The organism is Cupriavidus sp. GW821-FHT02F09 (assembly GCF_059421605.1).
Genome location: NZ_JBWKVH010000020.1, coordinates 73,736 through 98,265 on the forward strand (window position 1 = coordinate 73,736; position 24,530 = coordinate 98,265).

General features: G+C 67.4%; 22 protein-coding genes and 1 pseudogene. 13 read left to right on the forward strand and 10 right to left on the reverse strand.

From position 1 onward, the window contains the following. Positions 1–6 precede the first annotated feature (6 nt). A complete protein-coding gene (locus AC07XB_RS21960; protein ID WP_492829961.1) occupies positions 7–1,278 on the reverse strand; it encodes an MFS transporter in 1,272 nt (423 codons plus the stop codon). Between the two features lie 156 nt (positions 1,279–1,434). Between AC07XB_RS21960 and AC07XB_RS21965 the strand changes: the two genes are divergently transcribed. Both AC07XB_RS21965 and AC07XB_RS21970 read left to right on the forward strand, forming a co-directional pair. Beyond that, complete coding sequence (locus AC07XB_RS21965; RefSeq protein WP_492812599.1) at positions 1,435–2,334, forward strand: LysR substrate-binding domain-containing protein; 900 nt, start codon at positions 1,435–1,437, stop codon at positions 2,332–2,334. A gap of 93 nt (positions 2,335–2,427) precedes the next feature. Further along, positions 2,428–2,910: a hypothetical protein gene (locus tag AC07XB_RS21970; protein ID WP_492374855.1), complete on the forward strand. Its 483-nt coding sequence runs from the start codon at positions 2,428–2,430 to the stop codon at positions 2,908–2,910. Positions 2,911–2,927: 17 nt separating this feature from the next. Here the strand turns inward: AC07XB_RS21970 and AC07XB_RS21975 are convergent, their stop codons facing one another. From AC07XB_RS21975 to ygfZ, 3 genes are all read right to left on the reverse strand, one after another. Then, positions 2,928–3,755: an NRDE family protein gene (locus AC07XB_RS21975; RefSeq protein WP_477133963.1), complete on the reverse strand. Its 828-nt coding sequence runs from the start codon at positions 3,753–3,755 to the stop codon at positions 2,928–2,930. A 114-nt stretch (positions 3,756–3,869) separates the two neighbouring features. After that, on the reverse strand, positions 3,870–4,160 hold the full coding sequence (locus AC07XB_RS21980) for a DUF4936 family protein (protein ID WP_150990383.1): 291 nt from the start codon (positions 4,158–4,160) through the stop codon (positions 3,870–3,872). A 25-nt stretch (positions 4,161–4,185) separates the two neighbouring features. Continuing rightward, positions 4,186–5,181: a CAF17-like 4Fe-4S cluster assembly/insertion protein YgfZ gene (gene ygfZ, locus AC07XB_RS21985; protein WP_492829937.1), complete on the reverse strand. Its 996-nt coding sequence runs from the start codon at positions 5,179–5,181 to the stop codon at positions 4,186–4,188. A 189-nt stretch (positions 5,182–5,370) separates the two neighbouring features. Between ygfZ and mltG the strand changes: the two genes are divergently transcribed. The 7 genes from mltG to AC07XB_RS22020 all read left to right on the forward strand — a co-directional run bounded on the left by mltG (position 5,371) and on the right by AC07XB_RS22020 (position 10,951). Continuing rightward, positions 5,371–6,366 carry an endolytic transglycosylase MltG gene (gene mltG / locus AC07XB_RS21990; protein WP_492812594.1) on the forward strand — a complete coding sequence of 332 codons (996 nt, stop codon included), beginning with the start codon at positions 5,371–5,373 and terminating at the stop codon, positions 6,364–6,366. Between the two features lie 8 nt (positions 6,367–6,374). Continuing rightward, positions 6,375–6,989 carry a dTMP kinase gene (gene tmk, locus AC07XB_RS21995; protein WP_174426361.1) on the forward strand — a complete coding sequence of 205 codons (615 nt, stop codon included), beginning with the start codon at positions 6,375–6,377 and terminating at the stop codon, positions 6,987–6,989. Positions 6,990–7,106: 117 nt separating this feature from the next. Beyond that, positions 7,107–8,114: a DNA polymerase III subunit delta' gene (locus AC07XB_RS22000; RefSeq protein WP_492374851.1), complete on the forward strand. Its 1,008-nt coding sequence runs from the start codon at positions 7,107–7,109 to the stop codon at positions 8,112–8,114. Positions 8,115–8,178: 64 nt separating this feature from the next. Next, positions 8,179–8,616, forward strand: coding sequence for a PilZ domain-containing protein (locus AC07XB_RS22005; RefSeq protein WP_236701899.1), 438 nt, complete (start codon positions 8,179–8,181; stop codon positions 8,614–8,616). An 82-nt stretch (positions 8,617–8,698) separates the two neighbouring features. Beyond that, complete coding sequence (locus tag AC07XB_RS22010) at positions 8,699–9,220, forward strand: GNAT family N-acetyltransferase (RefSeq protein ID WP_492812588.1); 522 nt, start codon at positions 8,699–8,701, stop codon at positions 9,218–9,220. 113 nt (positions 9,221–9,333) lie between these two features. Then, positions 9,334–10,128, forward strand: coding sequence for a TatD family hydrolase (locus tag AC07XB_RS22015; protein ID WP_183036399.1), 795 nt, complete (start codon positions 9,334–9,336; stop codon positions 10,126–10,128). Position 10,129: 1 nt separating this feature from the next. Then, positions 10,130–10,951 carry an ankyrin repeat domain-containing protein gene (locus AC07XB_RS22020; RefSeq protein ID WP_492829940.1) on the forward strand — a complete coding sequence of 274 codons (822 nt, stop codon included), beginning with the start codon at positions 10,130–10,132 and terminating at the stop codon, positions 10,949–10,951. Here the strand turns inward: AC07XB_RS22020 and egtB are convergent. Together egtB and AC07XB_RS22030 are read right to left on the reverse strand one after the other, a co-directional pair. After that, positions 10,897–12,186 (reverse strand): ergothioneine biosynthesis protein EgtB, encoded by a 1,290-nt coding sequence (gene egtB / locus AC07XB_RS22025; RefSeq protein ID WP_492374847.1) that lies wholly within the window; start codon positions 12,184–12,186, stop codon positions 10,897–10,899. The genes AC07XB_RS22020 and egtB overlap by 55 nt on opposite strands. Before the next feature lie 348 nt (positions 12,187–12,534). After that, entirely contained in the window at positions 12,535–13,137 is a 603-nt protein-coding gene (locus tag AC07XB_RS22030) for an FMN-dependent NADH-azoreductase (protein ID WP_416048637.1), read from the reverse strand. Positions 13,138–13,286: 149 nt separating this feature from the next. Here AC07XB_RS22030 and AC07XB_RS22035 point away from each other — a divergent pair, with 149 nt between their 5' ends. Further along, positions 13,287–14,243, forward strand: a complete 957-nt coding sequence (locus AC07XB_RS22035; protein ID WP_174426354.1) for a LysR family transcriptional regulator — start codon at positions 13,287–13,289, stop codon at positions 14,241–14,243. A gap of 145 nt (positions 14,244–14,388) precedes the next feature. Then, positions 14,389–14,802 carry a DoxX family protein gene (locus tag AC07XB_RS22040; RefSeq protein WP_492829942.1) on the forward strand — a complete coding sequence of 138 codons (414 nt, stop codon included), beginning with the start codon at positions 14,389–14,391 and terminating at the stop codon, positions 14,800–14,802. A 35-nt stretch (positions 14,803–14,837) separates the two neighbouring features. On the opposite strand, the gene AC07XB_RS22045 is transcribed toward AC07XB_RS22040, so the two are convergent. Continuing rightward, positions 14,838–16,055 carry an EAL domain-containing response regulator gene (locus AC07XB_RS22045; RefSeq protein ID WP_492374845.1) on the reverse strand — a complete coding sequence of 406 codons (1,218 nt, stop codon included), beginning with the start codon at positions 16,053–16,055 and terminating at the stop codon, positions 14,838–14,840. A gap of 274 nt (positions 16,056–16,329) precedes the next feature. Here AC07XB_RS22045 and AC07XB_RS22050 point away from each other — a divergent pair, with 274 nt between their 5' ends. After that, the gene (locus AC07XB_RS22050; RefSeq protein ID WP_492829944.1) at positions 16,330–19,953 is read left to right on the forward strand and encodes an FtsK/SpoIIIE family DNA translocase; all 3,624 of its coding nucleotides are present in this window, start codon (positions 16,330–16,332) and stop codon (positions 19,951–19,953) included. Positions 19,954–19,987: 34 nt separating this feature from the next. Then, positions 19,988–20,362 carry a cupin domain-containing protein gene (locus AC07XB_RS22055; protein ID WP_492374843.1) on the forward strand — a complete coding sequence of 125 codons (375 nt, stop codon included), beginning with the start codon at positions 19,988–19,990 and terminating at the stop codon, positions 20,360–20,362. A gap of 38 nt (positions 20,363–20,400) precedes the next feature. On the opposite strand, the pseudogene AC07XB_RS22060 reads toward AC07XB_RS22055, so the two are convergent. From AC07XB_RS22060 to AC07XB_RS22070, 3 genes and pseudogenes are all read right to left on the reverse strand, one after another. Next, positions 20,401–21,521 (reverse strand): annotated as a pseudogene (locus AC07XB_RS22060) (CMD domain protein). 45 nt (positions 21,522–21,566) lie between these two features. Beyond that, the gene (locus AC07XB_RS22065; protein ID WP_492829946.1) at positions 21,567–22,865 is read right to left on the reverse strand and encodes an acyl-CoA thioester hydrolase/BAAT C-terminal domain-containing protein; all 1,299 of its coding nucleotides are present in this window, start codon (positions 22,863–22,865) and stop codon (positions 21,567–21,569) included. Positions 22,866–22,876: 11 nt separating this feature from the next. Further along, positions 22,877–24,451, reverse strand: coding sequence for an ABC transporter substrate-binding protein (locus AC07XB_RS22070; RefSeq protein ID WP_492829948.1), 1,575 nt, complete (start codon positions 24,449–24,451; stop codon positions 22,877–22,879). Between the last annotated feature and the right edge of the window lie 79 nt (positions 24,452–24,530).

A 24,530-nucleotide genomic window follows, 5' to 3' on the forward strand; every position in this document is an offset into this window, starting at 1 on the left:
TTGTCGTCAGGCGCGGGCCTGCCGAGCAAACAAGGGCCGCGCCAATAGGGCGCTCGCGCTGGCCGCCAGCCACACGGCCGCCCAGCCATAGCCGGCGGCTATCGCCGGGATCGCCAGCGGCACCAGGAAAAAGCCCGAAAATGCAAAGGTATTGCCCAGCCCGAGCGCGGTGCCTGCGCGGCTGGCGCCCGCGATCGTCGCCAGCTCGGTGAAGGCCACACCATGCCAGGCCGAAGTGCAGATGCCGCCCAGCACCAGGCATGCCATCAGCACCGGCGTCAGCAAGGCGTGCCAGCCCGGTGTGGCGGCACACAGCCAGGTCAGTCCCGCCAGCGTGGCGAACACAAGCAAGGTCAGCAAGCTGCAGGCGCGCATATAGGCGCGGCGGTTGCCATGGCGGTCGGTCCAGCGGCCGCTCCACACCCGCATGACGGCAGCGCCTGCCTGAACCGCCGCCACGGCCATGCCCGCCGCGGCAATGCCGATGTGGCTGAAATCGTGCAGGAAGATCGTTGCGAACGTCAGCACAGCCACTTGTGGCACGCACATCAGGCCCATGCCGCTCACCAGCCGCCAGACCTGCGCGCTTCTCAGCGGGCCGGGCCCTGCCTTGCCGGCCACGCTGCCTGCGGGCAACGTAGCGCGCGCCGGCTCGGCCGGCGGCTCGTGCATCCAGTGCCAGGCAAAGGCCGCGGTGACGCCGCAGAACACCGCCAGCGCGCCGTAGACGGCGGCAAAGCCAAAGGACTGCGCCAGCAGCGGCAGCATCAGCGCGCCAATCCCGCCGCCGGCGGGCACCGCGGTCTGGCGGATGCTCATGGCAAGGCCCCGTTCGCCTTCGCGGAACCATGCCATCACGGCGCGGCCGCTGGAGCCGTTGACGCTGCCACCCAGCAGGCCCAGACCCAACAGGCCTAGCGCCAGCATGGCATTGCCCGGGATATGGCCGGGCAGCGGCGCCACGAACACCGCCATCAGTGCCAGCCACAGCGCGGTGGCCATCAAGCCGGTCAGCAGCACGCGGCGGTCGCCCCAGCGGTCGGTCAGCAAGCCCCACGGCACTTCGCTCGCCGCAATGCCAAGTCCCATCATGCCCAGGCAAAAACCCAGCTCGCCATCGCTGATCCGGTAGCCGGCGCGCATCAGCACCGCGGTGGTGGGAATGCCCGAGAACGCTGCGGCAAAACTGGCATTGGCCGCGAAGCCGAGGGCCAGCACTTTCCAGCGATGGCCCGGGCCATGGCGTGGGGCGAGGGCTGCGCCGGCAGGGGCAGGCACAGCGGCAAACGGGAGCGGGGCGGGAGCGCGGGACACGGGATCATCCTTGGGAAAACGGCATAGGCAAGCCTTGACGCCCTGATTCTGCCGCCGCAGAATGATCCTGAATATCAGATAATTATTGATTAAACATCCCAAATAACAGGATGGTTTGACATGGCAGCGGTGAACTTCGACCTTGATGTACTGCGCAGCTTCGTCGTGGGCATGGAGCTCGGCAGCTATGCCCGGGCCGCCGACCGGCTGGGCCGCTCTACCTCGGCGGTTAGCGCCCAGCTCAAGAAGCTGGAGGAGCAGTCGGGCACGGCGATCTTTCGCAAGGCCGGGCGGGGACTGGCGCTGACGGAGGCGGGCGAGACCATGCTGGCCTATGCCCGCAGGCTGCTGGAACTCAACGACGAGGCCGCGGCCGCCGTGCACGGCGTGGCACTGGAGGGCTGGGTGCGGTTCGGCCTGCAGCAGGACTTTGGCGAGGTGCTGCTGCCCGAGGTGCTCGGCCGGTTCGCCCGCGCGCACCCCAAGGTGAAGATCGAGGCACGCGTGGCGCGCAACACCGAGCTGCTGGACAGCGTGGCCGCCGGCCGCCTGGACCTGGCGCTGGCGTGGGACGATGGCGTGCGCATGCCGCATGTGGAGCAGGTGGCGATGTTGCCGATGCGCTGGATCGGGCCCGCCGCCGCGCGTGCGCCGTGGCAGGGCGACGGACCGCTGCCCTTGGTGGCATTCGAGCCGCCATGCCGTTTCCGCTCGGCGGGCACGGCCGCCCTGGACCGCGCCGGCATTGCCTGGCGGGTGGCTTTCAGCAGCGCGAGCCTGGGCGGGTTGTGGGCAGGGGCGGGGGCTGGGCTGGGGCTGACCATCCGCACCGGCATGGGCTTGCCGCCGTCCGTGCGGGCCTGGGAGCCGGGCGAGGGCGGGCTGCCTGCATTGCCCTCGCTGGCACTGGCGCTTTACCGCAAGGATGCCGAACTGGAGGCACCCGCCACCCGGCTGGCAGGCATCGTGAGCGAGGCGGTTCGGGCTGCATTGCCGGCCAGGCTGGCGGCTGTGGCCTGAATGGAGCGATCACTTGCGGGGCTTGCAGCCAGCCGCCTACGCTGTACCATCGCGGTCTTTGTTTTTGCCGTCGCTTTCGCGTTGATCTTGTCTATGTCTGAAATCCGTTCCCGCCTGCTCCAGGCCCTGGCCGATGCCACGCCCGCCCTAGACCTCGACCGTGCGCCGCCGGGCGAGCCGCCCGCCGGCGAAGGCCTGCTCTCGGTATGGTTGCAGCCCTGGCTGGCGGAGCATTGCCTGGTCAAGGTGGACTGGCAGGATTTCAGCACGCTGGGCGTGCAGGCCGTGGCGCGCCTCGCCACGCTGCGCGCGGCGGGGGTCTCGGCCATCGATGTCGACGACCTCTACGACGAAGACGGCATTCCGCTAGGTGGCGACGACTTTGATTTCGATATGGAGCCCGCCGCGCTCTACCTGGCGCACGTCAACCGCGAACTGGCGCCGCACGGCATGCAATTGCTGGAGATCGGGCATTTCGAGGATGCATGGCTGCTGGCAGTGCGCAATGACCCCGCCGCGATCCGGGCGCTGAACGTGGCATTGCGCCCAACCGGCTTGGCGGCCCAGCAGTACTGAGCGCGCCCGCCTTAGCCTTAGCGCGGCGCTTGCACCGAGCCGGCGTCGCGGGCAACGCGCAGGTGCCCGCGGTAGGACACCTCGCCGGTGCGGCCGTTGGCGTCGAAGCTGCGTTCGCTAAGCTCGAAGCGGCCGTCATGGCGCACGCGCAGCACGGTGCTGGCGCGGGTGCCATAGCTGGGCGAGCGGATGAAGGCGGAGGACAGCAGTTTTTCCCACTCCGGGGTCACCCCCGTGCGCGGAAGCTCGAAATCCAAGGCCTGGCGATCGTTGGCCAGCAGGTCGAGATAGGGTTCGATGCTGGCGCCGGCCAGGCCGGTGTCGGCGGCGAGTGTTTCGGCGAGCGCGCCGACGCGGCTGCGCACCTTGGGCCACGGCGTATCCAGCAAGGCGTTGGACAGGCCATAGATGCCGGGCTTGAGGCGCTGCGGATAGGGCGAGGCGCCGCGGTTGCTGTACCACCATAGCTCGCGCAGGTTGCACGCCAGCAAATTGAAGCCGTTGTAGGCGCCGGTGCGGGGCACCAGCCCGGACAGATAGGATTGCGGATCGCTGTCGCCACGTAGGAATCCGGCAACCAGCTCACCGCGCGAGCGCGCATCGGTGCGTTTTTCGGACGGGGCGCGGTAGTTGGTCAGGGCGGCAAAGCGGCCGTCGCCGGCCAGGCCCATCCAGGTGCCTGGCTCGCCGATCACTTCCGCCATGTCGCGTCCGGCCAGCACCTGGGGGGCGTCTTCCCACCAATGCACGGGCGCCGCCGGGCGGGCATAGAACTCGTCGCGGTTGCCGGCCACCACCAGGGCATAGTCCGGGTGCGATTGCCAGGCCACCAGAATCAAGCACATAGCGCTTCCTTTGCTGCATTCACTGCGGTTGCCACATTCACTGCATTGACTGCGATTCAATCATCGGCTTCGTCATTCAGGGACCAGCGCGGCGGGGCCGTTCCACGGCAACGCTCAGAGCTGGTCGATATCGACAAAGCGCTCCACCTGCCGCTCGCCGCTGATCCACTGCTGCAGCCCGCTTTGCCGCCACAGCCCGTCGAGCAGCTGGTCGAAGGCTGGCGGCACATCGGCGTAGGCTTCCATCCAGGTCTGCATGCCGTCGCGCGCCTCGGGCCTGCGTAAGAGCGTACCACCAATTCCGCTCGCTTCGGCAACGGTCTCCATCCAGCGGTGCCAGTGCGCGATGGCCTCATCGGCACGGGCTTCCGGTACCCTGAAATAGACGTACAGGTGGTCGCTCATGGCTATTCCCAGTGTTGCCAGGGGTTCAGGCGGCGTCGCCGAAGGGGACCGCATAGGGCAGCTCGCCCACGCGCACCGGGCTGCCGGCAGCGCTGCCCAGGTGCAGGGCGCCACCCACCGCATCGATCTTCAGTTCGGCCAGGCCATCCCAGCCGCCTTGTGGCGCGGCGGCCGCATTGACCACCATGCCGCAGGGCTGCTCAGGATCCTCGGGGCGGAAGATCTCCGTGGCCGCGCCCGGCACCTCGCCTTCGCCGTGGATCAGCCACATGCGTCGTTTGAGCGTGCCGCGGTACTGACTGCGCGCAACGATTTCCTGGCCCGGATAGCAGCCTTTGCGAAAGCTCACGCCGCCGACCAGTTCCAGGTTGATCATCTGAGGCACGAATTGCTCCTGCGTGGCTGCGGCGATGCGCGGCACGCCGGCCTGCACCTCCAGCCAGTCCCACACCACGGCATCCACCGGCACCAGCTGCGCCGACAGCGCAGCCTGGACTTCGTCGGCCTGCTCGGCCGGCAGCACGACCTGCCAGCGTGGCAGGCCGGCGCCGTCGGGCAACCGGATCACGGTGGCGCTGGCGGCCGCGGCGCTGGCCCAGGGCTCGGCCGGGGCGGGCAGACCGGCCGCCTGCAGGGCGGTGGCGCCATTGGCACCTGCGACGCCCAGCACGGCGCGGGCCGGCGTGAGATCGGACAGCTTGGCCTTGGCGCGCAGCACGAACATCGACAGGCGCTTTTGGATAGCGGGCTGCAGGTCGGCGGACAACTGGAGGACGATGCCTTCCTCGTCACGCCACATCAGGAAGCTGGCCAGCAGCCGTCCCTTGGGCGAGCAGTAGCCGGCCAGGCGGGCGGTGCCGGCGTCCAGGTCATCCACGGCATTGGTCAGCTGGGTATGCAGGAAACTGCCGGCGTCTTCGCCGGCAACCCGGATCAGGCCCAGGTGCGCAGGTCGGCAGACGACTCCGCTTTGGCGCACGGCTTCGAACTGGGTGGCACGGTCTGGGGCAGGGGCATTCATGGCAGGTATCGCAAGCAAGGGGCGCACGGGAGCGCCGGATGGAAGGTGCAAGGAGCTACAAGCGGCTAAAGGTGCAAGGCTCCCGGTATTATATGAGGCTGTCGCCATTTCAGCCGGGATGCCCATGGTCGACACTGGGTGAGCCCGGCTTTGCCGCGGTGCATTGTGCGCCGCTACTTTCTCTTTTACATGAAACGTCTTTTCCTGCGGCTGCTGCTGGTCGCCGTGATTTTCACGATTGCCGCCGCCGGCGCCTTTGCCTGGTGGGCCAATCGCCCGCTCGCGCTGACAGCCTCGCCCATTGAGGTGGTGATCAAGCCCAATTCCAGCGTGGCCAGTGTTGGCCGCCAGATCCAGCGTGGCGGGGTGCAGATGGACCCCCGCCTGTTCGCGCTGCTGGTGCGGCTGACCGGCCATGGCGCCGACCTCAAGGCCGGGGGCTACGAGTTCGACAGCAGCGCCACGCCGCTGTCGGTGATCGGCAAGATCGCCCGGGGCGAGGTCAACCACTATGTGCTGACCGTCATCGAAGGCTGGGAATTCCGCAAGATGCGCGCCGCCGTGGATGCGCATCCGGCGCTCAAGCACGATAGCCGCGGCTTGTCGGACGCGGAGCTGATGAAGGCCATCGGCGCGCCGGAGCCGGCGCCAGAGGGCCTGTTTTTCCCCGACACCTACCTGTTTGCCCGCGGCAGCAGCGATCTCGAACTGTACAAGCATGCCTATCGCGCCATGCAGCGGCGCCTGACCGACGCCTGGAACGCCAGGGCGCCTGACCTGCCGTACAAGTCGCCCTATGATGCGCTGATCATGGCCTCGATCGTGGAGAAGGAAACCGGCCAGCAGGCCGAGCGAGCGCTGATTGCGGCCGTGTTCGTCAACCGCCTCAAGAAGGGCATGATGCTGCAGACCGATCCCACGGTGATCTACGGCATGGGCGAGGCGTTCGAGGGCAATATCCGCAAGCGCGACCTGCAGTCCGACACCCCTTACAATACCTACACGCGCAACGGCCTGCCGCCCACCCCGATCGCGTTGCCCGGGCTGGCCTCGCTGGCCGCCGCCACCGCGCCGGCCCCGTCCGACGCACTGTATTTCGTGGCGCGCGGCGACGGCAGCAGCCATTTCTCCAACTCGCTTCCCGAACACAACCGCGCGGTAGATAAATACCAGCGCGGCAAATAAGTCTCCCCATGCGCGGAAAATTCATCACATTCGAAGGCATCGACGGTGCCGGCAAGAGCACCCACGTGGAGTGGGTGGCGGACCGCCTGCGCGCCCGCCTGGCAGGTAATGCATCGGTCGTTACCACCCGTGAGCCCGGCGGCACTCCGCTTGGCGAGGATCTGCGGCAGTTGCTGCTGCACCGCAAGATGCATCTCGAAACCGAGGCCTTGCTGATGTTCGCCGCCCGCCGCGAACATATTGCCGAAGTCATCGAACCCGCGCTGACGCGCGGTGACTGGGTGGTTTCCGACCGCTTCACCGATGCCACCTTTGCCTACCAGGGCGGTGGCCGGGGCCTGCCGCGCGCACGGCTCGAAGTGCTGGAGACCTGGGTGCAGGATGGCCTGCAGCCCGATCTGACGCTGTTGTTCGATGTGCCGCTGGAAACCGCCAGCGCGCGCCTGGCCGGCGCACGCGAGCCCGACAAGTTCGAGGCCGAGTCGCGTGCCTTCTTCGAGCGCACGCGGCAGGAATACCTGCGCCGCGCGGCGGAATCCGCGCAGCGTTTCCGGGTCATCGACGCGACCCGGAGCATTCCCGAGATTCAGGTAGAGCTTGAGAAAATCCTCGCAACGCTTTGAATTGGCAGCGTGATTCGGGAATATTGATAGTGATGGGGTTGGCCGAGCCTGCCATCGCCTATTGCTCGCCCCACGTGCATAGTTACACGAAGTTTCAACCCTAACTCACTGATCCGCATGCTTTATCCCTGGCAGAAAGAAGACTGGCAACGGCTGAACGCGCTGCGCGAGCGGCTCCCGCATGCCTTGCTCATTCACGGCCAGCAAGGCATCGGCAAGCGCGACCTGGCGCTGCATTTTGCCCAGGGACTGCTGTGCGAGACGCCGCGCCCCGACGGGCAGCCTTGCGGCACATGCTCGGCCTGCCACTGGTTCAGCCAGGGCAACCACCCGGACTTCAGCGTGGTGCGCCCGGAGGCCATGGAGGCGACGGACGACGCGCAGACGGATGAAAGCGGCAAGAAGAAGGCGCCCAGCAAGGTCATCCGCATGGAGCAGGTGCGAGCCCTGATCGAAACGGTCGGCATCGGCACGCACCGCGCCGGCTTGCGCCTGGTGGTGGTGTATCCGCTCGACGCCTTGCAGCATGAGGGCGCCAACGCCTTGCTCAAGACGCTGGAGGAGCCGCCGCCGTCCACCGTGTTCCTGCTGGTGACCGACCGGCTGGATCGTGTGCTGCCCACCATCCTGTCGCGCTGCCGCCAGTTTTCCGTGCAACGGCCCACGGCCGATGCGGCCATGAGCTGGCTGAGCAGCCAGGGCGTGGGAGACGCCGAGGCGCAGCTGGCGCTGGCCGGTGGCTCCCCGCTGACCGCGCTGCATGCCGCCGAGGCTGAGGAGCAGCCGATGCAGCGCTGGCTGGTGAGCCAGCTTGGCGCAGGCGCTGGCTTCGATGCGCTGGCGGCGGCCGAGCAGGTGCAGAAGCTGCCGGTGCCGTCGGTGCTTGGCATCCTGCAGCGCTGGACGTACGATCTGCTGTCGGCCCGCTTGGCCGCAACGCCAGGGCCGCGTTATTTTCCGCGCGAGCAGGCAGCCCTGGCGCGTTGCGCACAGGCAACCGATGCGCACCGGTTGCAGGCGTTCTCCACGCGGCTGGTGGGCCATCGCCGCAGCGAGAACCATCCGCTGGCGGCTCGGCTGGTGATGGAGGCCGTGTTTCTGGAATACCGGCAGTTGTTTCAGTAAGCCCAAGACGTTGAACAAATCCAATATGGCCTGAAGGCCAACAGTCAGTAACAAGGGGTCAGTCATGAATACAGAGGTGACAGGGGCACGGGGCGCCAGCGTTCCCGGAGCCGCAGGCTTGGCCGCCGCCGGCGGTATCGGGGCGCCGACGGTCCCGGGTGCCGCTTCCCGGCCCAACGTGCTTTCGCTGTCGATCAAGGACCAGGCGGGCCTCTATGCGGCCTACATGCCGTTCCTGCACCGCGGCGGCATCTTTGTCCCGAGCAACCGGCCCTTCCGGCTGGGCGAGCAGGTCTTCCTGGTGCTTTCGCTGGTGGACCGGCCGCAGAAGTACCAGATTGCCGGCCACGTGGCATGGATTACCCCGGTCGGCACGCCCAACAAGACGCCTGGCATCGGGATTCACCTGCCGGATGACGACAACGGCCGCAACCTGCGCCGCGCGGTGGAAGAGATCCTGGGCAAGACCATTGAGTCCGGTCGGCCCAGTCAGACGTTATAACTGACTTCAGATTTGTGGTTTAAGTATTTGATATGGTTGATTTTTGCCAAATTTTCTGGCCCGTCCGAGAAGAAATTCAACAATGAGTGATTCCGCCTTTACCGTGCGGCCCGCGCTGCAGCGCGACCTGGCCAGCATCGTCGCCATCTACAACAGCACCGTCGCTTCACGCATGGTCACTGCGGACACCGAGCCCGTGGCGGTGGAATCGCGCCAGGCCTGGTTCGATGAGCATCAGCCGGAGCGGCGTCCGCTGTGGGTGGCCGAGGACGGTGAAGGGCGCATGGCCGGGTGGCTCAGTTTTTCCGACTTTTATGGACGCCCGGCCTACGGCGCCACCGCCGAAGTCTCGATCTACCTGGATGCCACCCGCCGCGGGCAGGGCCTGGGGCGCTACCTGCTGCAGCAGGCTATCGCGCATGCGCCGCTGATCGGGGTCAATACGCTGCTGGGCTTCATCTTTGGCCATAACGCGCCCAGCCTGGCCCTGTTCGCCTCGCTGGGCTTCGAGCGCTGGGGCAACCTGCCGCGCGTGGCTGTGCTCGATGGGGTCGAGCGCGACCTGATCATCCTCGGCCGGCATCTGACCAAGCCGGCCGAGTAGGAGCTCGCCAGCCAAGCGCCGCCAGGCACCGGGCACGCTGGCTCGCTGGCACGACCGGATACAATGGCGGGTGGCGCCGCCCGCGGCGGCGTCTCTATCCGGAAACCGCCCCAATGTTTGTCGATTCCCACTGTCATCTAGATTTCCCCGACCTGGCCGCGCGCCTGCCCGAATTGCTGGAGAACATGCGCGCCAACCAGGTATCGCATGCCCTGTGCATTTCGGTCACGCTGGAAGATTTTCCGCGCGTGCTGGCGCTCGCCGAGCAGCATCCGCACCTGTACGCCACCGTCGGGGTGCATCCCGACTATGAGGAGGGCGAGGAGCCCACGCTGGAGCGCCTGCTGACGCTGTCGGCGCATCCGCGGGTGGTCGGTACCGGCGAGACCGGGCTCGATTACTACCGGCTGGAAGGCCGCAGCATCGCGGACATGGAATGGCAGCGGGAGCGTTTCCGCACCCATATCCGCGCCGCGCGGCAAACCGGCAAGCCCCTGATCATCCATACCCGTTCGTCCGCCGAAGACACCTTGCGCGTGATGCGCGAGGAAAGCGCGGGCGAAGCCGGCGGGGTGATGCATTGCTTCACCGAGAACTGGGAGGTCGCCCGGCAATCGCTGGACGAGGGCTTCCACATCTCGTTCTCCGGCATCGTCACCTTCAAGAATGCGGTGGAGTTGCAGGAAACGGCGCGCAAGATCCCGCTGGACCGCATGCTGATCGAGACCGATTCGCCGTACCTGGCACCCGTGCCGTACCGCGGCAAGACCAACCAGCCCGCATGGGTGCGCCATGTGGGTGAGTTCATCGCCAACCTGCGTGGCATGCCGGTTGAGGCGCTCGCGGAACATACGTCGGATAATTTCTTCCGTCTTTTCAAGCATATAGATAGGAAATCTCATGCTTAACATGAATACTGTCCGACGCCTCGCCGCCGTTGCGGCCATGCTGGTGGGCGCCGTGGCCTGGGCCGCGCCTGTGGACGATATGCGCCATGCGGTGGAGTTCGATGACGTCAAGGCCGCCCAGAAGATGCTGGCGCGCGGAGTCGACCCCAACCTGGTGGATGCCAAGGGCAATCCCATGCTGGTGGTGGCATTGCGCGAGAAGTCGCTGAAGGTGGCGGAGGCGCTGATCCGCGCCAAGGACATCGATTTCGACAAGACCAATGCGGCCGGTGAGACACCGCTGATGATGGCCAGCCTGCAGAACGAACTGGACCTGGTCAAGCTGATGGTCGACCAGATGGAGGTCGAGATCAACAAGACCGGCTGGACGCCGCTGCATTACGCCGCGACCAACGGCAACAACGAGATCGTCAAGTTCCTGGTCGACCACGCCGCCTATATCGACGCGGAGAGCCCCAATGGCAGCACGCCGCTGATGATGGCGGCGCGCGGCGGGCATATCGAGACGGTCAAGTTGCTGCTGGACGAAGGTGCCGACATGCGCCTGAAGAACCAGCAGGGCATGACCGTGATCGATTTTGCCGAGCGCTATCACCAGAAGGAGATCGCGCAGGGGCTGAAGTCGCGCTGGCAGAAGCTGTATCCGCAGACGCCGTTAAGCGCGCAGCCTCCGCAAAAGGGCTGGAACTGCCTTAGTGAAAACGCGCCGGGCCAAAACCCGGCGCGTTTTTGCCTGGTTCCTGCTCAGGCGATCGAGCGTTCAGGTGTTCAGGCGTCGTCGGCCAGGCGCACGCCGGTGAACTGCCAGCGCTGGTGCGGGTAGAAAAAGTTGCGGTAGCTGGCGCGGATATGCGACTCCGGCGTGACGCAGGAACCGCCGCGCAGCACCATCTGGCTGCACATGAATTTGCCGTTGTATTCCCCCACCGCGCCGGCGCTAGGCCGGAAGCCCGGGTAGGGCTGGAAGGGGCTGGCAGTCCATTCCCACACGTCGCCGAACATCTGCCGCAGCACGCCGGAGGTATTCTGGCGATCGGGCAGCGGCCGCAGCACGCGTCCCTCGACAAAATTCCCGGTAGCCGGCAGGTTGCGCACGGCGTGCTCCCATTCCGCCTCGGTCGGCAGGCGGCGCTCGGCCCAGCGGGCAAAGGCATCTGCCTCGTAGAAGCTGATATGCGTGACCGGGCTATCCGGATCCACCGGCTGCATGCCGCGCAGGCTCATTTGCCACCAGGTGCCTTCGCGCTCCTCCCAGTACAGCGGTGCCTCGATGCCGTGTTCGCACACCCAGCGCCATCCATCCGACAGCCACAGTCCGGCAGTCCGGTAGGCGCCATCCTCGATAAATTCAAACCACTGGTGGTTGCTGACCGGGTGCGAGCACAACTGGTAAGGCTGCAGGAGCACGTTGTGCCGCGGGCCTTCGCAATCGAAGGCAAAGCCGTCGCGGTCATGGCCGATGGCGACCACGCCACCGGCAAAGCGGATCCATTCCGCCGCCGGGCGCGGATCGGCGATCACGGGCGCCAGCAGCTCCGGCGCGAAGGCCGGCTTCAGTGGGTTTTGCGCGAACAGATGCAGGATGTCGGTCAGCAGCAGTTCCTGGTGCTGTTGCTCGTGGTTCAGGCCAAGCTCGATCAGCGCCGCCTCGGCATCGGTTTGCGCGCTGGTCAGCAGCCCGAGCATGGTTTCGTCGACCGCCTCGCGGTAAGCCAGGATCTCGTCGAGCGACGGCCGCGACAGCAGGCCGCGGCGTGGCCTCGGGTGGCGGGCGCCGACGGATTCGTAATAGGAGTTGAACAGGTAGCGATACTGCGGATCGACCGGCTCGTAGTCCGGGATACGCGCCGTCAGCACGAATTCCTCGAAGAACCAGGTGGTATGCGCCAGGTGCCATTTGGCGGGGCTGGCGTCGTCCATGGACTGTACCGTGGCGTCGGCGTCGGTCAGGTCGGCGACCATGGCTTCGGTAGCCGCGCGCACGTGGCGGTACTGGGACAGCAGGGCTGGCTCGTGCGGAGGATGCACGGCGCTGGCAGGCAGCAGGGCAGAGGACATGCGGGCTCCCGGATCGGACTATGCATCTGCCGCGGATGCCGCTTTGGGCGGCGGCTGGCCGTGGCGTGTGGATTGCGGACAGGTTCCGACCCAGGCCTGCACAACAAGGCCGCGCGGGCTTCCCCCTGGATGGACATGCACCGAAACCGCTCAGGCGTTCGGAACCATCATAGACCCGATCGCGCAATGGGCATAGCCGGCTCGCGCCTGCGAAAATCCGTGGCTGGGCGCGGCGCTGCAAGGTGCGCGGGCTGAAACGCAGGAATGCAAAACGCCCGCCGGCATGACTGCGGGCGGGCGTTTTGCGCTCGACGCTGGACTGGGCGGCGCGAGGCGGCCGTGCCGGGATCAGGCTGCCAGGGCTGCCACGGCGCCGTTGGCGGCGACCAGGCTGGCTTCGCGGGCTTCGGGGCCCATTGCCAGGCCGTGGGCGCGCACGTACGTGATGTCGGTGAGGCCCAGGAAGCGGAACACCACGTCCACGGTCTGCTCATGCAGGTCCAGGGCGTTGGCGTCCTGGCGCACGCCGCCGCGCGACGACACCACGATCACGCGCTTGCCGCCGGCCAGGCCGACCGGGCCGGTCTCGGTGTACTTGAAGGTGCGGCCAGCCTGGGCGATGCGGTCGATCCAGGACTTGAGCTGGCTGGGGATGCCGAAGTTATATTGCGGCACACCGACGACCAGCACGTCGGCTTCGAGGAATTCCTTGAGGAAGGCTTCGGTGCGTTGCAGCTCGCTTTCCTGCACGGCGTTGAGGCCGTCCTTCGGGCCGCCCAGCACGGGCAGCAGCGCGCCGGACAGGTGCGCCGGCGCGTCCTGGTCCAGGTCGCGCACGGTCAGGGTGGCTTCGGGGTGCTTGGCGCGCAGGTCGGCGACCACCTTGGCGGTCAGGCTGCGGGAAGCGGAATGGCCGCCAAGTACGCTCGAGTCGATTTGCAAGATCTTCATGTTCATCTCCACTGGGGTTCGGGTTGGATGAATGAAAGATAGCGGTCTGCTATTGATGCCGGTAGTGGGGCAAAATAGAACTTATTGTTCCAGGCGCAGAACGCAGGCGGGCTGCTACCCTGGCACGCTCCTACCGCCAAGGATGATCCATGCAAGACCTGAATGATCTTTCCCTGTTTGCCCAGGTAGTCCAGCACGGCAGTTTTTCGGCCGCGAGCCGTGCCAGCGGCGTGCCGAAGTCCCGGCTCAGCCGGCGCATTGCCCAGCTGGAGCGCGACCTGGGGGTGCAATTGTTGCGCCGGACCACCCGGCAGGTGCGCGTGACGCCCATCGGCGAGGCCTACTACGAGCGCTGCCGCGCCATGCTGGCCGAGGCCGAAGCGGCGCGCGAAGTGATCGAGCAGGCTCGCGACCAGCCCGGCGGCACCTTGCGCGTGAGCTGCCCCGTGGCAATTGCCCAGAGCCTGCTGGCGCCCGCCATCGGGCATTTCATGCAGGCCAATCCCGGCGTGCGCATCGAACTGGAAGCCACCAATCGCCGCGTGGACGTGATTGCCGAAGGCTTCGACCTGGCGCTGCGGGTGCGCGAGGTGATGGACGACTCGTCGCTGGTGGTGCGCACCTATGGCGAGAGCCCGCTCATGCTGGTAGCCAGCCCGGCGCTGCTGGACAGCATTGGCCGCCCGCGCACGCCCGAGGCGCTGGACGGCATGCCGGGCGTCAACCAGAAGCCGCACGACGGCAAGCATGTCTGGACGCTGACCTGCAATACCGGGCAGTCGATCCACGTGCCGTACGATCCGCGCCTTGTCACCGACGAATTCGCCCTGCTGCGCGCGGCCGCCATCGCGGGCATCGGCGTGGCGATGCTGCCGCGCATGTTCTGCCGCGATGCCATCGAGAGCGGGGAACTGGAGGTGCTGCTGCCGCAGTGGATCATGCCGGTCGGGACGTTGCACGCGGTCTTCCCCTCGCGCAAGGGCATGCCGCCGGCGCTGCGGCGCTTCCTGGATTTCCTTGCCGACATCCTGCCCGAGACGGCCTGCAAGGCGGGCATGCAGCCGCCGCGCCAGCCTGGCATGCACCGGCCCGTCGGCCAGATCTGAGACGCGTCCGCGCAACTTGTGCCTTTACCTTCACCGCGCGGCGCACTAAGGTGAATATGCGTGCCGCGCGTGGAGCCAAAGGCGCTTCGGCTGCGGGCGGCGCATTCGTGCTTTCATTTTCTGATCCGGACAAGGAGTGACGACCATGAGTGGTTCTCAGCCATCGCAGGACCTGGGCAAGGCGGTACTGCGCATTGTGCTCGGCGTGCTGGTCCTGCTGCACGGGATCTCCAAGCTTATTGCCGGGCCGGGGTTCGTGACGCAGGTGGTGACGCAGGCCGGCCTGCCCGTGGTGCTGGCCTACGGTGTCTATATCGGGGAAGTGGTGGCGCCGGTGCTGCTGATCCTTGGATTGTGGGCCCGGGTCGCCGCGCTGATCGTCGTCGTCAACATGCTGGTGGCAGTGAGCCTCGTCCATATAAAGCAGCTAGGCATGCTGGCCGACACCGGTGGCTGGGCGCTGGAATTGCAGGCGATGTTCCTGGGTAGCGCCATCGCGGTCGCGCTGCTGGGCGCGGGGCGCCTGAGCGTGGGCGGCGTCAACGGCAAGTGGAACTAGCGTAGCTGCCGCTCGGGGGCGTCCTGAGGGCGTCCTCAGGGTGTCCAGCGGCCCAGCGTTTCGGCCACGAACATGTCGGGCGGCAGCGCGGGGGACCACAGGTAGCCCTGGCCAAGGTCGCAGCCCAGGGCTTGCAGCGCGTCGCGCTGCGCGGGGGTCTCGATGCCCTCGGCCACGCATTCCAGCTTGAGGTCGCGCGCGAGGTTGATGACGTTGCGGCAGATCGCCGCGCGCTGGCTGTTGCCGGGCACCGCCACCACGAACGAGCGGTCGAGCTTGATCTGGGTGAAGGGCAGGTCCGCCAGCAGCTTGAGGGTGGCAATGCCGATCCCGAAATCGTCGATGGCCACGCCGTAGCCTAGCAAGCGCAGGCGGTTCAGCGCGATCGACAGGGCACGGGTGTCGCAGACCGGGTAGCCCTCGGTCAATTCGATGTTCAGCAACTGGCGCGGCATGCCGCTGGCTTCCACCATGGCGTCGAAGGCGTCGAGCACGCCGGGCCGGCACAGCGTCTGCGCGGATGCATTGATGCTCAGCGGGATGCGCACGCCGCGCGCCAGCAACTGGCGCTGCACCGACAGGCATTGCTGTCCCGCCAGCTGGAAGATGGCATCGGCCTCGCCCAGCGCCTCGAGCCTTGGGATGAAGAGGTCGGGCCGGATCAGGCCCATGGCCGGATGGCGCCAGCGGCAAAGCGCTTCCGCGCCGGCCAGCGCGCCGGTGCTGATCCTGAACTGCGGTTGCAGCATGATGAAGATGGCGCCGGGCGTGCGCACCGCGGCCAGCAGCTCGCGGTCATCCGGCTGGCTTGGGGTCGCCGCCGGGGCTTCGGCGGTGAGGTCGCGCTCCAGCGCATCCTGCAGGATTTCTTCCAGCACCACCGCCGAGATCGGTTTGCGCACCGCGCGCACGTGGGCGAGCCCAACCGAATCGGCCAAGCTCACATGGGAATCAATGATGTCGTCCTGCAGCGCGGACACCCATACCCACAGGGGCTGGGCGCCGGCGAAGGCGTGGTCCTTGCGCCGGGTCAGCTCGTCCATCATGCCGGGCCCGTTGAGTCCTGGCATCTCGATATCGCAGAGCACGAGGTCGACCTTGCGCGCGGCAAGCAGGTCCAGTGCAATGCGGCCGTCCGCGGCGCAATGCACGTCGCTGACACCCAGCTGGGTCAGCAGCTGTTCCGCCGCCAGCAACTGGAACGGGTGGTCATCGACCACCAGGGCGGACAGTCCGGCGTAGCGCGTCTGCATGGTTGGCTCGGGATTAGGTCGATGGAAATCGGCCGGTGAGAACGGGCAGTGGATTCGAGGCAGGCTTCGTCCATAGTAGCGCACATGCCGCACGGTGGGCGCGCCTTTGCGCCGGTGGATGCCGACGTCGGCGTACAGGGTTCGCGCGGCGGGGGAGGGGGCCAGACGCCGGAAAGCAGGCGATATTCCGTTGCGAGTGCCATCTTGGGCGGAAACGCCGCGCCCAGACCCGCTACAATCGTCGCCCGAGGTATTTGATGATGGCGTTTCGATAATGGGTTTTGGCTGGTTCGGATTTTCGACCTTGTGGCTTGTGCCGCTGGTGTGGCGCCAGGTGGCGCGCCTGCTCGCCGGCGAGCGCCGGTTTTTCAGTGGGCGCGGCACGCTGCGCGTATGGCTTGGCACGTTGATCGTGCTGTGCGCAAGCGCTTCGCTCGAAGCGCTGACAGGCGCGGCGGGCGAGGGCGGCATGGCAGGCAGCACGTCGGGTGGCAGCGCCGGGCGCGCGCTGGGCACCCTGGTTTCCGGCATGCTCGGCTGGAGCGTCAGCCTGCTGCTGATGCTGGGCGTGCTGGCCCTGGCCGCGCCGATGGTGTTCGGCGAAACCTGGCGCAGCCTGTTCCTGCGCAAGCCCAGCTTGCCGGAGCCGGACGAGGCCGAACTGGCGCCCCAGCGCCCGCCCGCCCGCGCCGCGCGCGAGCCGGACAGTTGGGAGACCACTCACCTCGGCGCCACGCACACCGCGGTGCCGGGCTCGACCGACTATGTGCCGCGCCACAAGGGCATCGAAGCCGTATCGGCGCGGCGCCAGCCAGTCTGGCAGCCGCCGGCGCGCACCCGCAACTCGCCGCCGCAGCCGGGCGAGATCTGGCTGCAGCAGGCCGGGCCGCCGGGCGCCGCCAAGCCGGAGGCCCCTGCACCCGCATCGCCACCGCCTGTAGCCAAGGCGCCCGCCAGGCCGGCGCCGCTGCGCACCCCCAGCCAGCCGCAAGCCACTAGCCCGGCAACCGCGCGCGCGGCATCTGTCGCGGCGGCGGCGGCTGCTGCTAGTGCCGCGGCGGCAGTGCAGGCCCGCGCAGCCAGCCCTGCCCCGGCTGCGGCTGCACGCGCGACCGTGCCCAGCAGCCCAGTGCGCCAGCCGCAGATGAGCGCACGCTCGGCCATCACGACACTGCCGCAAGCCAATGTGCGACCCGATGCGCAACCCGCCCAGCCCGCTGCTGCAAAGAGTGGGACGACAGCTGCCGCGGTGCGGCCGGTTGTCGTGCCGGTCGGGCAGGACGACGATGCGCGCAAGCACCGAAGCGAACAGGTTGCCACCGTGCCAGCGGGGCCGGCAGAGCCTGAAGCGCTGTCCGGCCAGGCGCAGGAAACGGAAGTGCTGGAGGCCGAGGCCGTCCCCGCTGTGGCGCCCGCCGAGCCGCGGCCTATGGCGGTGCTGTCCACCGAGGACATGGCCATTCCCGCCGCTGCATCCGTTGACGCCCCGCAGATTGCGCAGCCGCGTGCGGAATCCGCCGGCGAAGGCGCGACACCCTCCGTGACGCTGGATGCGCTCCGCCTGGAAGCCGAGGCGCTGATGGCGGAGCTGAGCGCACTGGCCAGCGCCTGGAAGTCGACGCGGCCTGCGGCTCCGGCGGCCGACGCGCAGCCGGAGCCGGAAGCCGCTCCTGCGGTCGCCGCTGTTGTCGCCGAGGCAGGCTCCGATCTTGTCACCGGTGCCGTAAGCGAGGTAGCAGCGCCGGTCGTGGCTGAAGCCTCGATCGAAAGCCCGGCCGAAGCAACAGCCGAAGCAGCGGCCGAAGCAGCAGCCGAAGCCAGCGACGAAGTCGTTGCCGAACCGTCCGCCATGGATACCGAAGTGGCTGTCCTGGCCGAGCCCGAGGCGGTTGCCTTGCCAGAGGTTGTCCTGGCGCCTGAGGTGGACGAACGGGCGATGCTTCAGGAGCCGGAAGGCGCCGCCGAGCCGGCTGCGCGGGCCCAGGCAGAGCCGGAAGCGGAGCCAGAAGTAGAAGCACAAGCCGCAAATATCCTGTTCGTTCAGGATGCCGAAGCTGACCTGAGGCCCGCAGGCGGCCCCGAACCTGAAGCCGAACCTGAAGACGCCAAGGAAGAGATCGCCGAAGGCGTTCTCGATGCCAACCTGCTGGTCGAGCACCGCAGCGAGGCTAGCGCTGCCAGCCGCGCGCCTGAGATAGAAGAAGCACCGGCTCCGCTGCCCGAAGCGCTGCCGGCCACGCCGCCGGCGCCCAAGCCGCGCATCGTGCTTCCGGCCGTGGTCGGCAAGGTGGTAGCGCTCGATGCGCCGGTAGCCGCCGCCGCACCCGCCGCACCCACCGTATCCGCGGCACCCGCAGCCAGCGCCGTGCCGGCGTCGCAAGTCATTGCCGTCACGCCGCCGCCGTCCCGTATTTCGGACTACCGTTTGCCGGACCTGGGCCTGCTGGAAACCGCCACGGCGGACATCCAGCAGGTGACCGAAGAGCAGTTGCAGGAAACCGGCAACCTGATCGCGCAGCGCCTGGCGGAGTTCAAGGTGCCGGTGTCGGTGGTTGGCGCCTCGGCCGGCCCGGTCATCACGCGCTTCGAGGTGGATCCCGCCATGGGCGTGCGCGGTGCGCAGGTGGTCGGCCTGATGAAGGACCTGGCGCGGGCGCTGGGCGTGACCTCGATCCGCGTGGTCGAGACCATTCCCGGCAAGACCTGCATGGGGCTGGAGCTGCCGAACGCGCGGCGCCAGATGATCCGCCTGTCCGAGATCGTGGCGGCCTCATCGTTCCTCGCGCATAACTCGCATCTGGTGCTGGCCATGGGCAAGGACATCACCGGCAACCCGGTGGTTACCGATCTCGCGCGCGCGCCGCACCTGCTGGTGGCCGGCACCACCGGCTCGGGCAAGTCCGTGGCGGTCAACGCCATGATCCTGTCCTTGCTGTACAAGGCCACGCCGGACGATGTGCGCCTGATCATGATCGACCCCAAGATGCTGGAGCTGTCGGTCTACGAAGGCATCCCGCACCTGCTGTCGCCGGTGGTGACCGACATGAAGCAGGCCGCGCACGCGCTCAACTGGTGCGTGGGCGAAATGGAAAAGCGCTACCGCCTGATGTCGGCGCTGGGCGTGCGCAACCTGGCCGGCTTCAACCAGAAGATCCGCGCCGCCGAGGCCGCGGGCGAGCACGTGCCCAATCCGTTCTCGCTGACGCCCGATGCGCCCGAGCCGCTGCGCACGCTGCCGTTCATCGTGGTGGTGATCGATGAGCTGGCCGACCTGATGATGGTGGCCGGCAAGAAGATCGAAGAACTGATCGCGCGGCTGGCGCAGAAGGCCCGCGCCGCCGGCATCCACCTGATCCTGGCCACGCAGCGCCCGTCGGTGGATGTGATCACCGGCCTGATCAAGGCCAACATCCCGACCCGGGTGGCTTTCCAGGTCTCGTCCAAGATCGACTCGCGCACCATCCTTGACCAGATGGGCGCCGAGAGCCTGCTGGGACAGGGCGACATGCTGTTCCTGCCACCGGGCACCGGCTATCCGCAACGCGTGCACGGCGCCTTTGTGGCCGATGACGAAGTCCACCGCGTGGTGGAGCACTGGAAGCAGTTCGGCGAGCCCGACTACGACGAGGCTATCCTCGCGGGCGATCCTGCCGAGGCCGCGGCGTCGGACCTGTTCGGTGAAGGTGGTGGCGATGTGGAAGCCGACCCGCTATACGACGAAGCGGCCTCCTTCGTGCTCACCAGCCGGCGGGCCTCGATTTCCGCCGTGCAGCGCCAGTTGCGCATTGGCTACAACCGTGCGGCGCGCCTGATCGAGCAGATGGAAGTGGCGGGACTGGTCTCGCCGATGGGCCGCAACGGCGCGCGCGACGTGCTTGCCCCGGGCCCGGGCGATTGACGTTGGCGGCAGACGTGCCGCCCAACCGGAGACGATGATGGATGCCAAGGGCAACCCGCCGCCCGTGCCACAGGGCAACCTGCTGGCGCAGGTGCCGGTCGACCGGACTGCCGAGCGCTTCGAAGCCCTGCTGGAGCGGCCCGGCCTGAAGATCGAGCGCATCGTCTCGAACGGCCAGGCCAGCCCAAAGGGCTTCTGGTACGACAGCGCGCAGGACGAGTGGGTGCTGCTTGTGAGCGGCAGCGCAGGCCTGCACCTGGATGGCGAGGCCGAGCCGCGCACGCTCGCGCCCGGCGACTACCTGCATCTGCCGGCGCATTGCCGGCATCGCGTGGCGTGGACGGATGCGCAACAGCCTACGGTCTGGCTGGCGGTGCATTGCAGTGCGCCAAGCCAGATTGAAGGCTAACGTCAAGCGAGCCGAAGCCGGCAGCGCTTAACACTACCTCAGCCCCCTTCAACCGGAAACACCGGCTCCCCAAGGTTCAGCATCAACCGGTTCGCCCACGCAAAGATGGCGATCGAGTGAATCAGGTCGAGGATCTCGGCATCGCTCACGCCCACCTCGCGCAGCGCGCGCAAGGTGTCGGCATTCACCGCATCCGGCTGCTCGGTCAGCGCGATCGAGAATTTCGAGATCGCCTGCTCGCGCGCGGTGGTGCCCGCCGTATGCGGGTCCTCGAACACCTGCGTAATCACATCGTTGCGCTTGGCCAGTTGTTCGAAGCGCTGGGCATGCACCGACGCGCAGTACACGCAGCCGTTGATGCGCGACACCACCGTGCTGGCCAGCTCGCGCTCGGCGCGCGCCATGCCGCCGGGGGCGTACATGATGGCGTTGAAGGCGGTGGAGCGCTGGCGCAGGATTTCGGGCTGATGCACCAGGAACAGGTAGTAGTCGGATACCTTGGCCTTGGGATGGCTTTCTTCCAGCACCGCGATCTGCTCTGGCGTGGCCTGGTCCACCTGGACCACGTCCAGCCAGGCTTTCCAGTCGAGCACCTCGTTGGTGAAGCCGTTTGCCTTGATGGGTGCGCTCATGCTGCAGCCTCCTGGGATTGCAGGGTGTTCAGGGCCTTCAGGCCGGCTACCAGGCGCACCTGGTAGGACAGGAAGGCGATCAGCTGCGCCAGCGTCACCACCTCGGGCGTGGCCAGGCCGGCGGCGGGCAGGGCCTTGAGGGCAGCTTCGTCGCCCGCTACCGGGTTCTCGATCAGCGTGCGGGTGAAGGCGAGGATGGCACGCAGGCGCGGATCGGCCAGCGAATCCGGATTGCCTTGCCCGGCCACGGTGACCAGGTCGGCATCGGCGCCGGCTTGCGCCAGGCGCGCGCTGTAATGCGCAACCAGTTCCGGCGCGGGCGTAAGGCGCGCGGCGTACAGCGCCACCAGCAGACGCTCGGACAGCGGCAGGCCGGGAAGGGCGGGATCGAACAGTGCGTCATAGCTGCCTTGCGTGGCGGCTGCGACCTTCTCACGCTGATGGCGCAATGCGTGGGTGGCCGAGCCGGCGGCGAGGCCGGCAACGTTGTCCACCACGTCGGCGGTGGCTGGATTGGCTTGGGTCATGATGGGGTTCTCGGTCTTGACTCAGTGATTTTGTTGTTCGGCAAATCAGGCTTGGCCAGCGTGGCGCGCCACGGCGCGCGCCAGGAAATCGCGCACGCCGATCCACGATTGCTCGTCCGCCACGGCATTGGCCGCCGCTGTGCCGCCCGTGGTGCTGATGCGTCTGGATATCGGATGTGCATAGACCATCTGCGTGGTCGGCACATACGGGAAGAGGATGGCGTGGCCGGCTTGCTCGAAATCAAGGTGCTTGACGTCGTGCGCATGCCCCACCTCGGCCAGCTTGTCCGCCACCATGCGCGCATACAGGCTGGAAGGCCAGGAGCCATCGTCGGTGCCCGACAGCAGCATCACCGGCCCGCGGATCGCCTCCACGCGGATGCGGGCGCGCGCCACCGCTTCGGGGTCTTGCAGCGCGGTCAGGATGGCGCGTTCATGCCGATGAGGCGCCGGGCCTTCGTCAAAGGGCGCCCAGCTTGCCGTGCGGTTGTTCTCCCACACATGCGGCAGCGGCTTGCCGTGGTGCAGCCAGGCGGGGCCTTCGCGGCCGATGGCGGGATCGGCGGCGTTCTGCGCGCTGTGCACCACCGCGCCGGGCACGTAGCCGATCACAGCCGAGACCAGCTCGGGGAAGGTTGCGCCCAGCAGCAGCACAAGCTCACCGCCGCGCGACTGGCCCGACAGCGCGATGAAGTCGCGCGCAGGCCGGACGTGCTCGCGGATCCAGTGCAGGCCGCGCTCGAAGTATTCCAGCGGCGTGTTGGAGATGTAGTCCGATAGCCCCGGCGCCTTGAAGTATGCCAATGCCAGCGCGGCATACCCGCGCGAGGCGTAGAGCGCGGCGCGCGGTTCGTTGATGCCGCCGCCAGAGCCGTTGAGCACCATCACCGCCGGATGCGGGCCGGGGCCCGCGGGCAGGTAAAGCGTGCCGACCAGCCCGTCCTCGCGCACTTCCCGGCGGGTCACGCCGGCAGCCGCCAGGCGCTGCACCAGTTCGCCGTGTGCTTGCGCGCCATCGGCCCGAACCGTGATCTCGGTCACGAGCGGCCGGGTGGCGTCAGCATGGAACTGCTCGCGGCTGTCGCTATCGACCGGGCGCTGGGACCACAGCAAGCCCATGGGGCTCACGCCCGTGTAGCTGCCCGACAGCGGCGCGTCGCGCTCCAGGTCCACGGTGCCGGCGGCGTCCGCCGCGAACGTGGCTTCGCTGGCCCAGGCAAGCTCCCGGCCGCGCAGCGTGCGCGTGGCGATGGCAATGGTTTCACCGGGACGTAGTCCCGACACGGAAATCCGCCGCGCGACGTCGATCAGGTCGTCGGCTGGGGTGATATGAAGCTGTGCCATGTTCGCCCGCCTTACTTGCCGTCGCGCGTGACCATCATCGCCGCGGTGCGGTCGCTGGTCATCGGCGCCACCTTCAGGCCCTTCCTGGCGGCCCAGATGTTCTGGTAGTGGTAGAGCGGCAGCACGCCCACATCGTCCGACACCAACTTGACCGAGCGGCGCAGGATGGCCTCGCGCTTGGGCACATCGAACTCGGCGGTGGATTCATCCAGGGCCTTGTCCACGGCCGGGTTGCTGTAGTGGCCCCAGTTGGAGGCGCCCAGGCCCTTCTTGGCATCCACGGTGGCCAGCACGTTGACCAGCGCATAGCTGGCCTCGCCGGTGCCGTTGCCCCAGGCCAGCATGCTGAGCGCGTACTCGTTCTTGTTGGCGCGGCCGGAGTAGACCGACCAGGGCACCACTTCCACCTGGGTCTTGACGCCGATGCGAGTCCAGAACTGGGCAACCGCCTGCGCGGTCTCCGGGCCTTGCGGGTAGCGGTCGTTGGGCGCGTGGATGGTCAGCTTGAAACCATCCTTGAACCCGGCCTCGGCCAGCAGCTTCTTGGCCTGCTCCGGATCAAAGGGGATGTCCTTGACCTCCGGGTTGTAGCCGAAGGTGTTTTTCGGCATCCACTGGTTGGCCACGCTGGCGGTGTTCTGCAGGATGCGGCCCACCACCGCCTGCCGGTTGATGGCGAGCGATAGGGCGCGGCGCACACGTACATCCAGCAGCGGGTTCTTGTCCAGCGGCTTGCCGGCGTTGTCAGTGATGTACGGATTGGGGCCGGGCTTGAAGCTCGGCTGCAGCAGCATCACGCGCAGGCCGGCATAGGGAAACACGCTGATGTTGGGCGATTGCTTGAGCTTGGCCAGGTCCGACACCGAGACTTTGTCGATCACATCGACGTCGCCGGACAACAGCGCGGCGGTGCGCGCCGGCCCGTTGTTGATGTAGCGGTAGCTGACCTGCTGCCAGGCCGGCTTGCCGCCCCAGTAGCCATCATTGCGCGCCATCATCACGCGATCGCCCGGCGTATAGGAGATGAACTTGTACGGGCCGGTGCCGACCACGGCGCGGCCGCTGTTGTAGTCCTCGGTGCTGGACTTTTCGCCGACGTGCTTGCTGACGATGTGGATCGAGGCCAGGTTCAGGGGCAGATCCGGGTTCGGGATATTGGTCTTGATGACCAGGGTGTACGGATCCTTGGCATTCATCGACTCGATGGTGCGCAGGTAGCCCGCGTACGACGCCACGCTGCCCGGCACATTGCGCGCGCGCTGGTAGGAGAAGATCACGTCCTCCGCGCCGAAGGGCTTGCCGTCCTGCCACTTCACATCGCGGCGCAGCTTGAACTCCCAGGTCTTGTCGTCCAGCGCTTTCCACGACAGGGCCAGCCCCGGCTGCAGCTTGTTGTCCTTGTTCTCGATCAGCAGGTCCCAGAAATGCAGGTCGACGGAGCGGTCGCCGGCATGGTTGTTGAGCTGCGGGTCCAGCGACGAAAGCGGATCGGCAAAAGCGATCGACAGGGACTGCGCGGAGGCCGCGCCGGCGCAGAGCATGGCGGCAACGGCGGCGCTGATCGAGAGGGACAGCAGGCGTTTCATGAGCAGGTTTCCTCGGGGCGTGAGAAGGGTTGATAGGTGTGGCGCACATTGGCCAACAGTTAGCCAACGGATGGCCAAC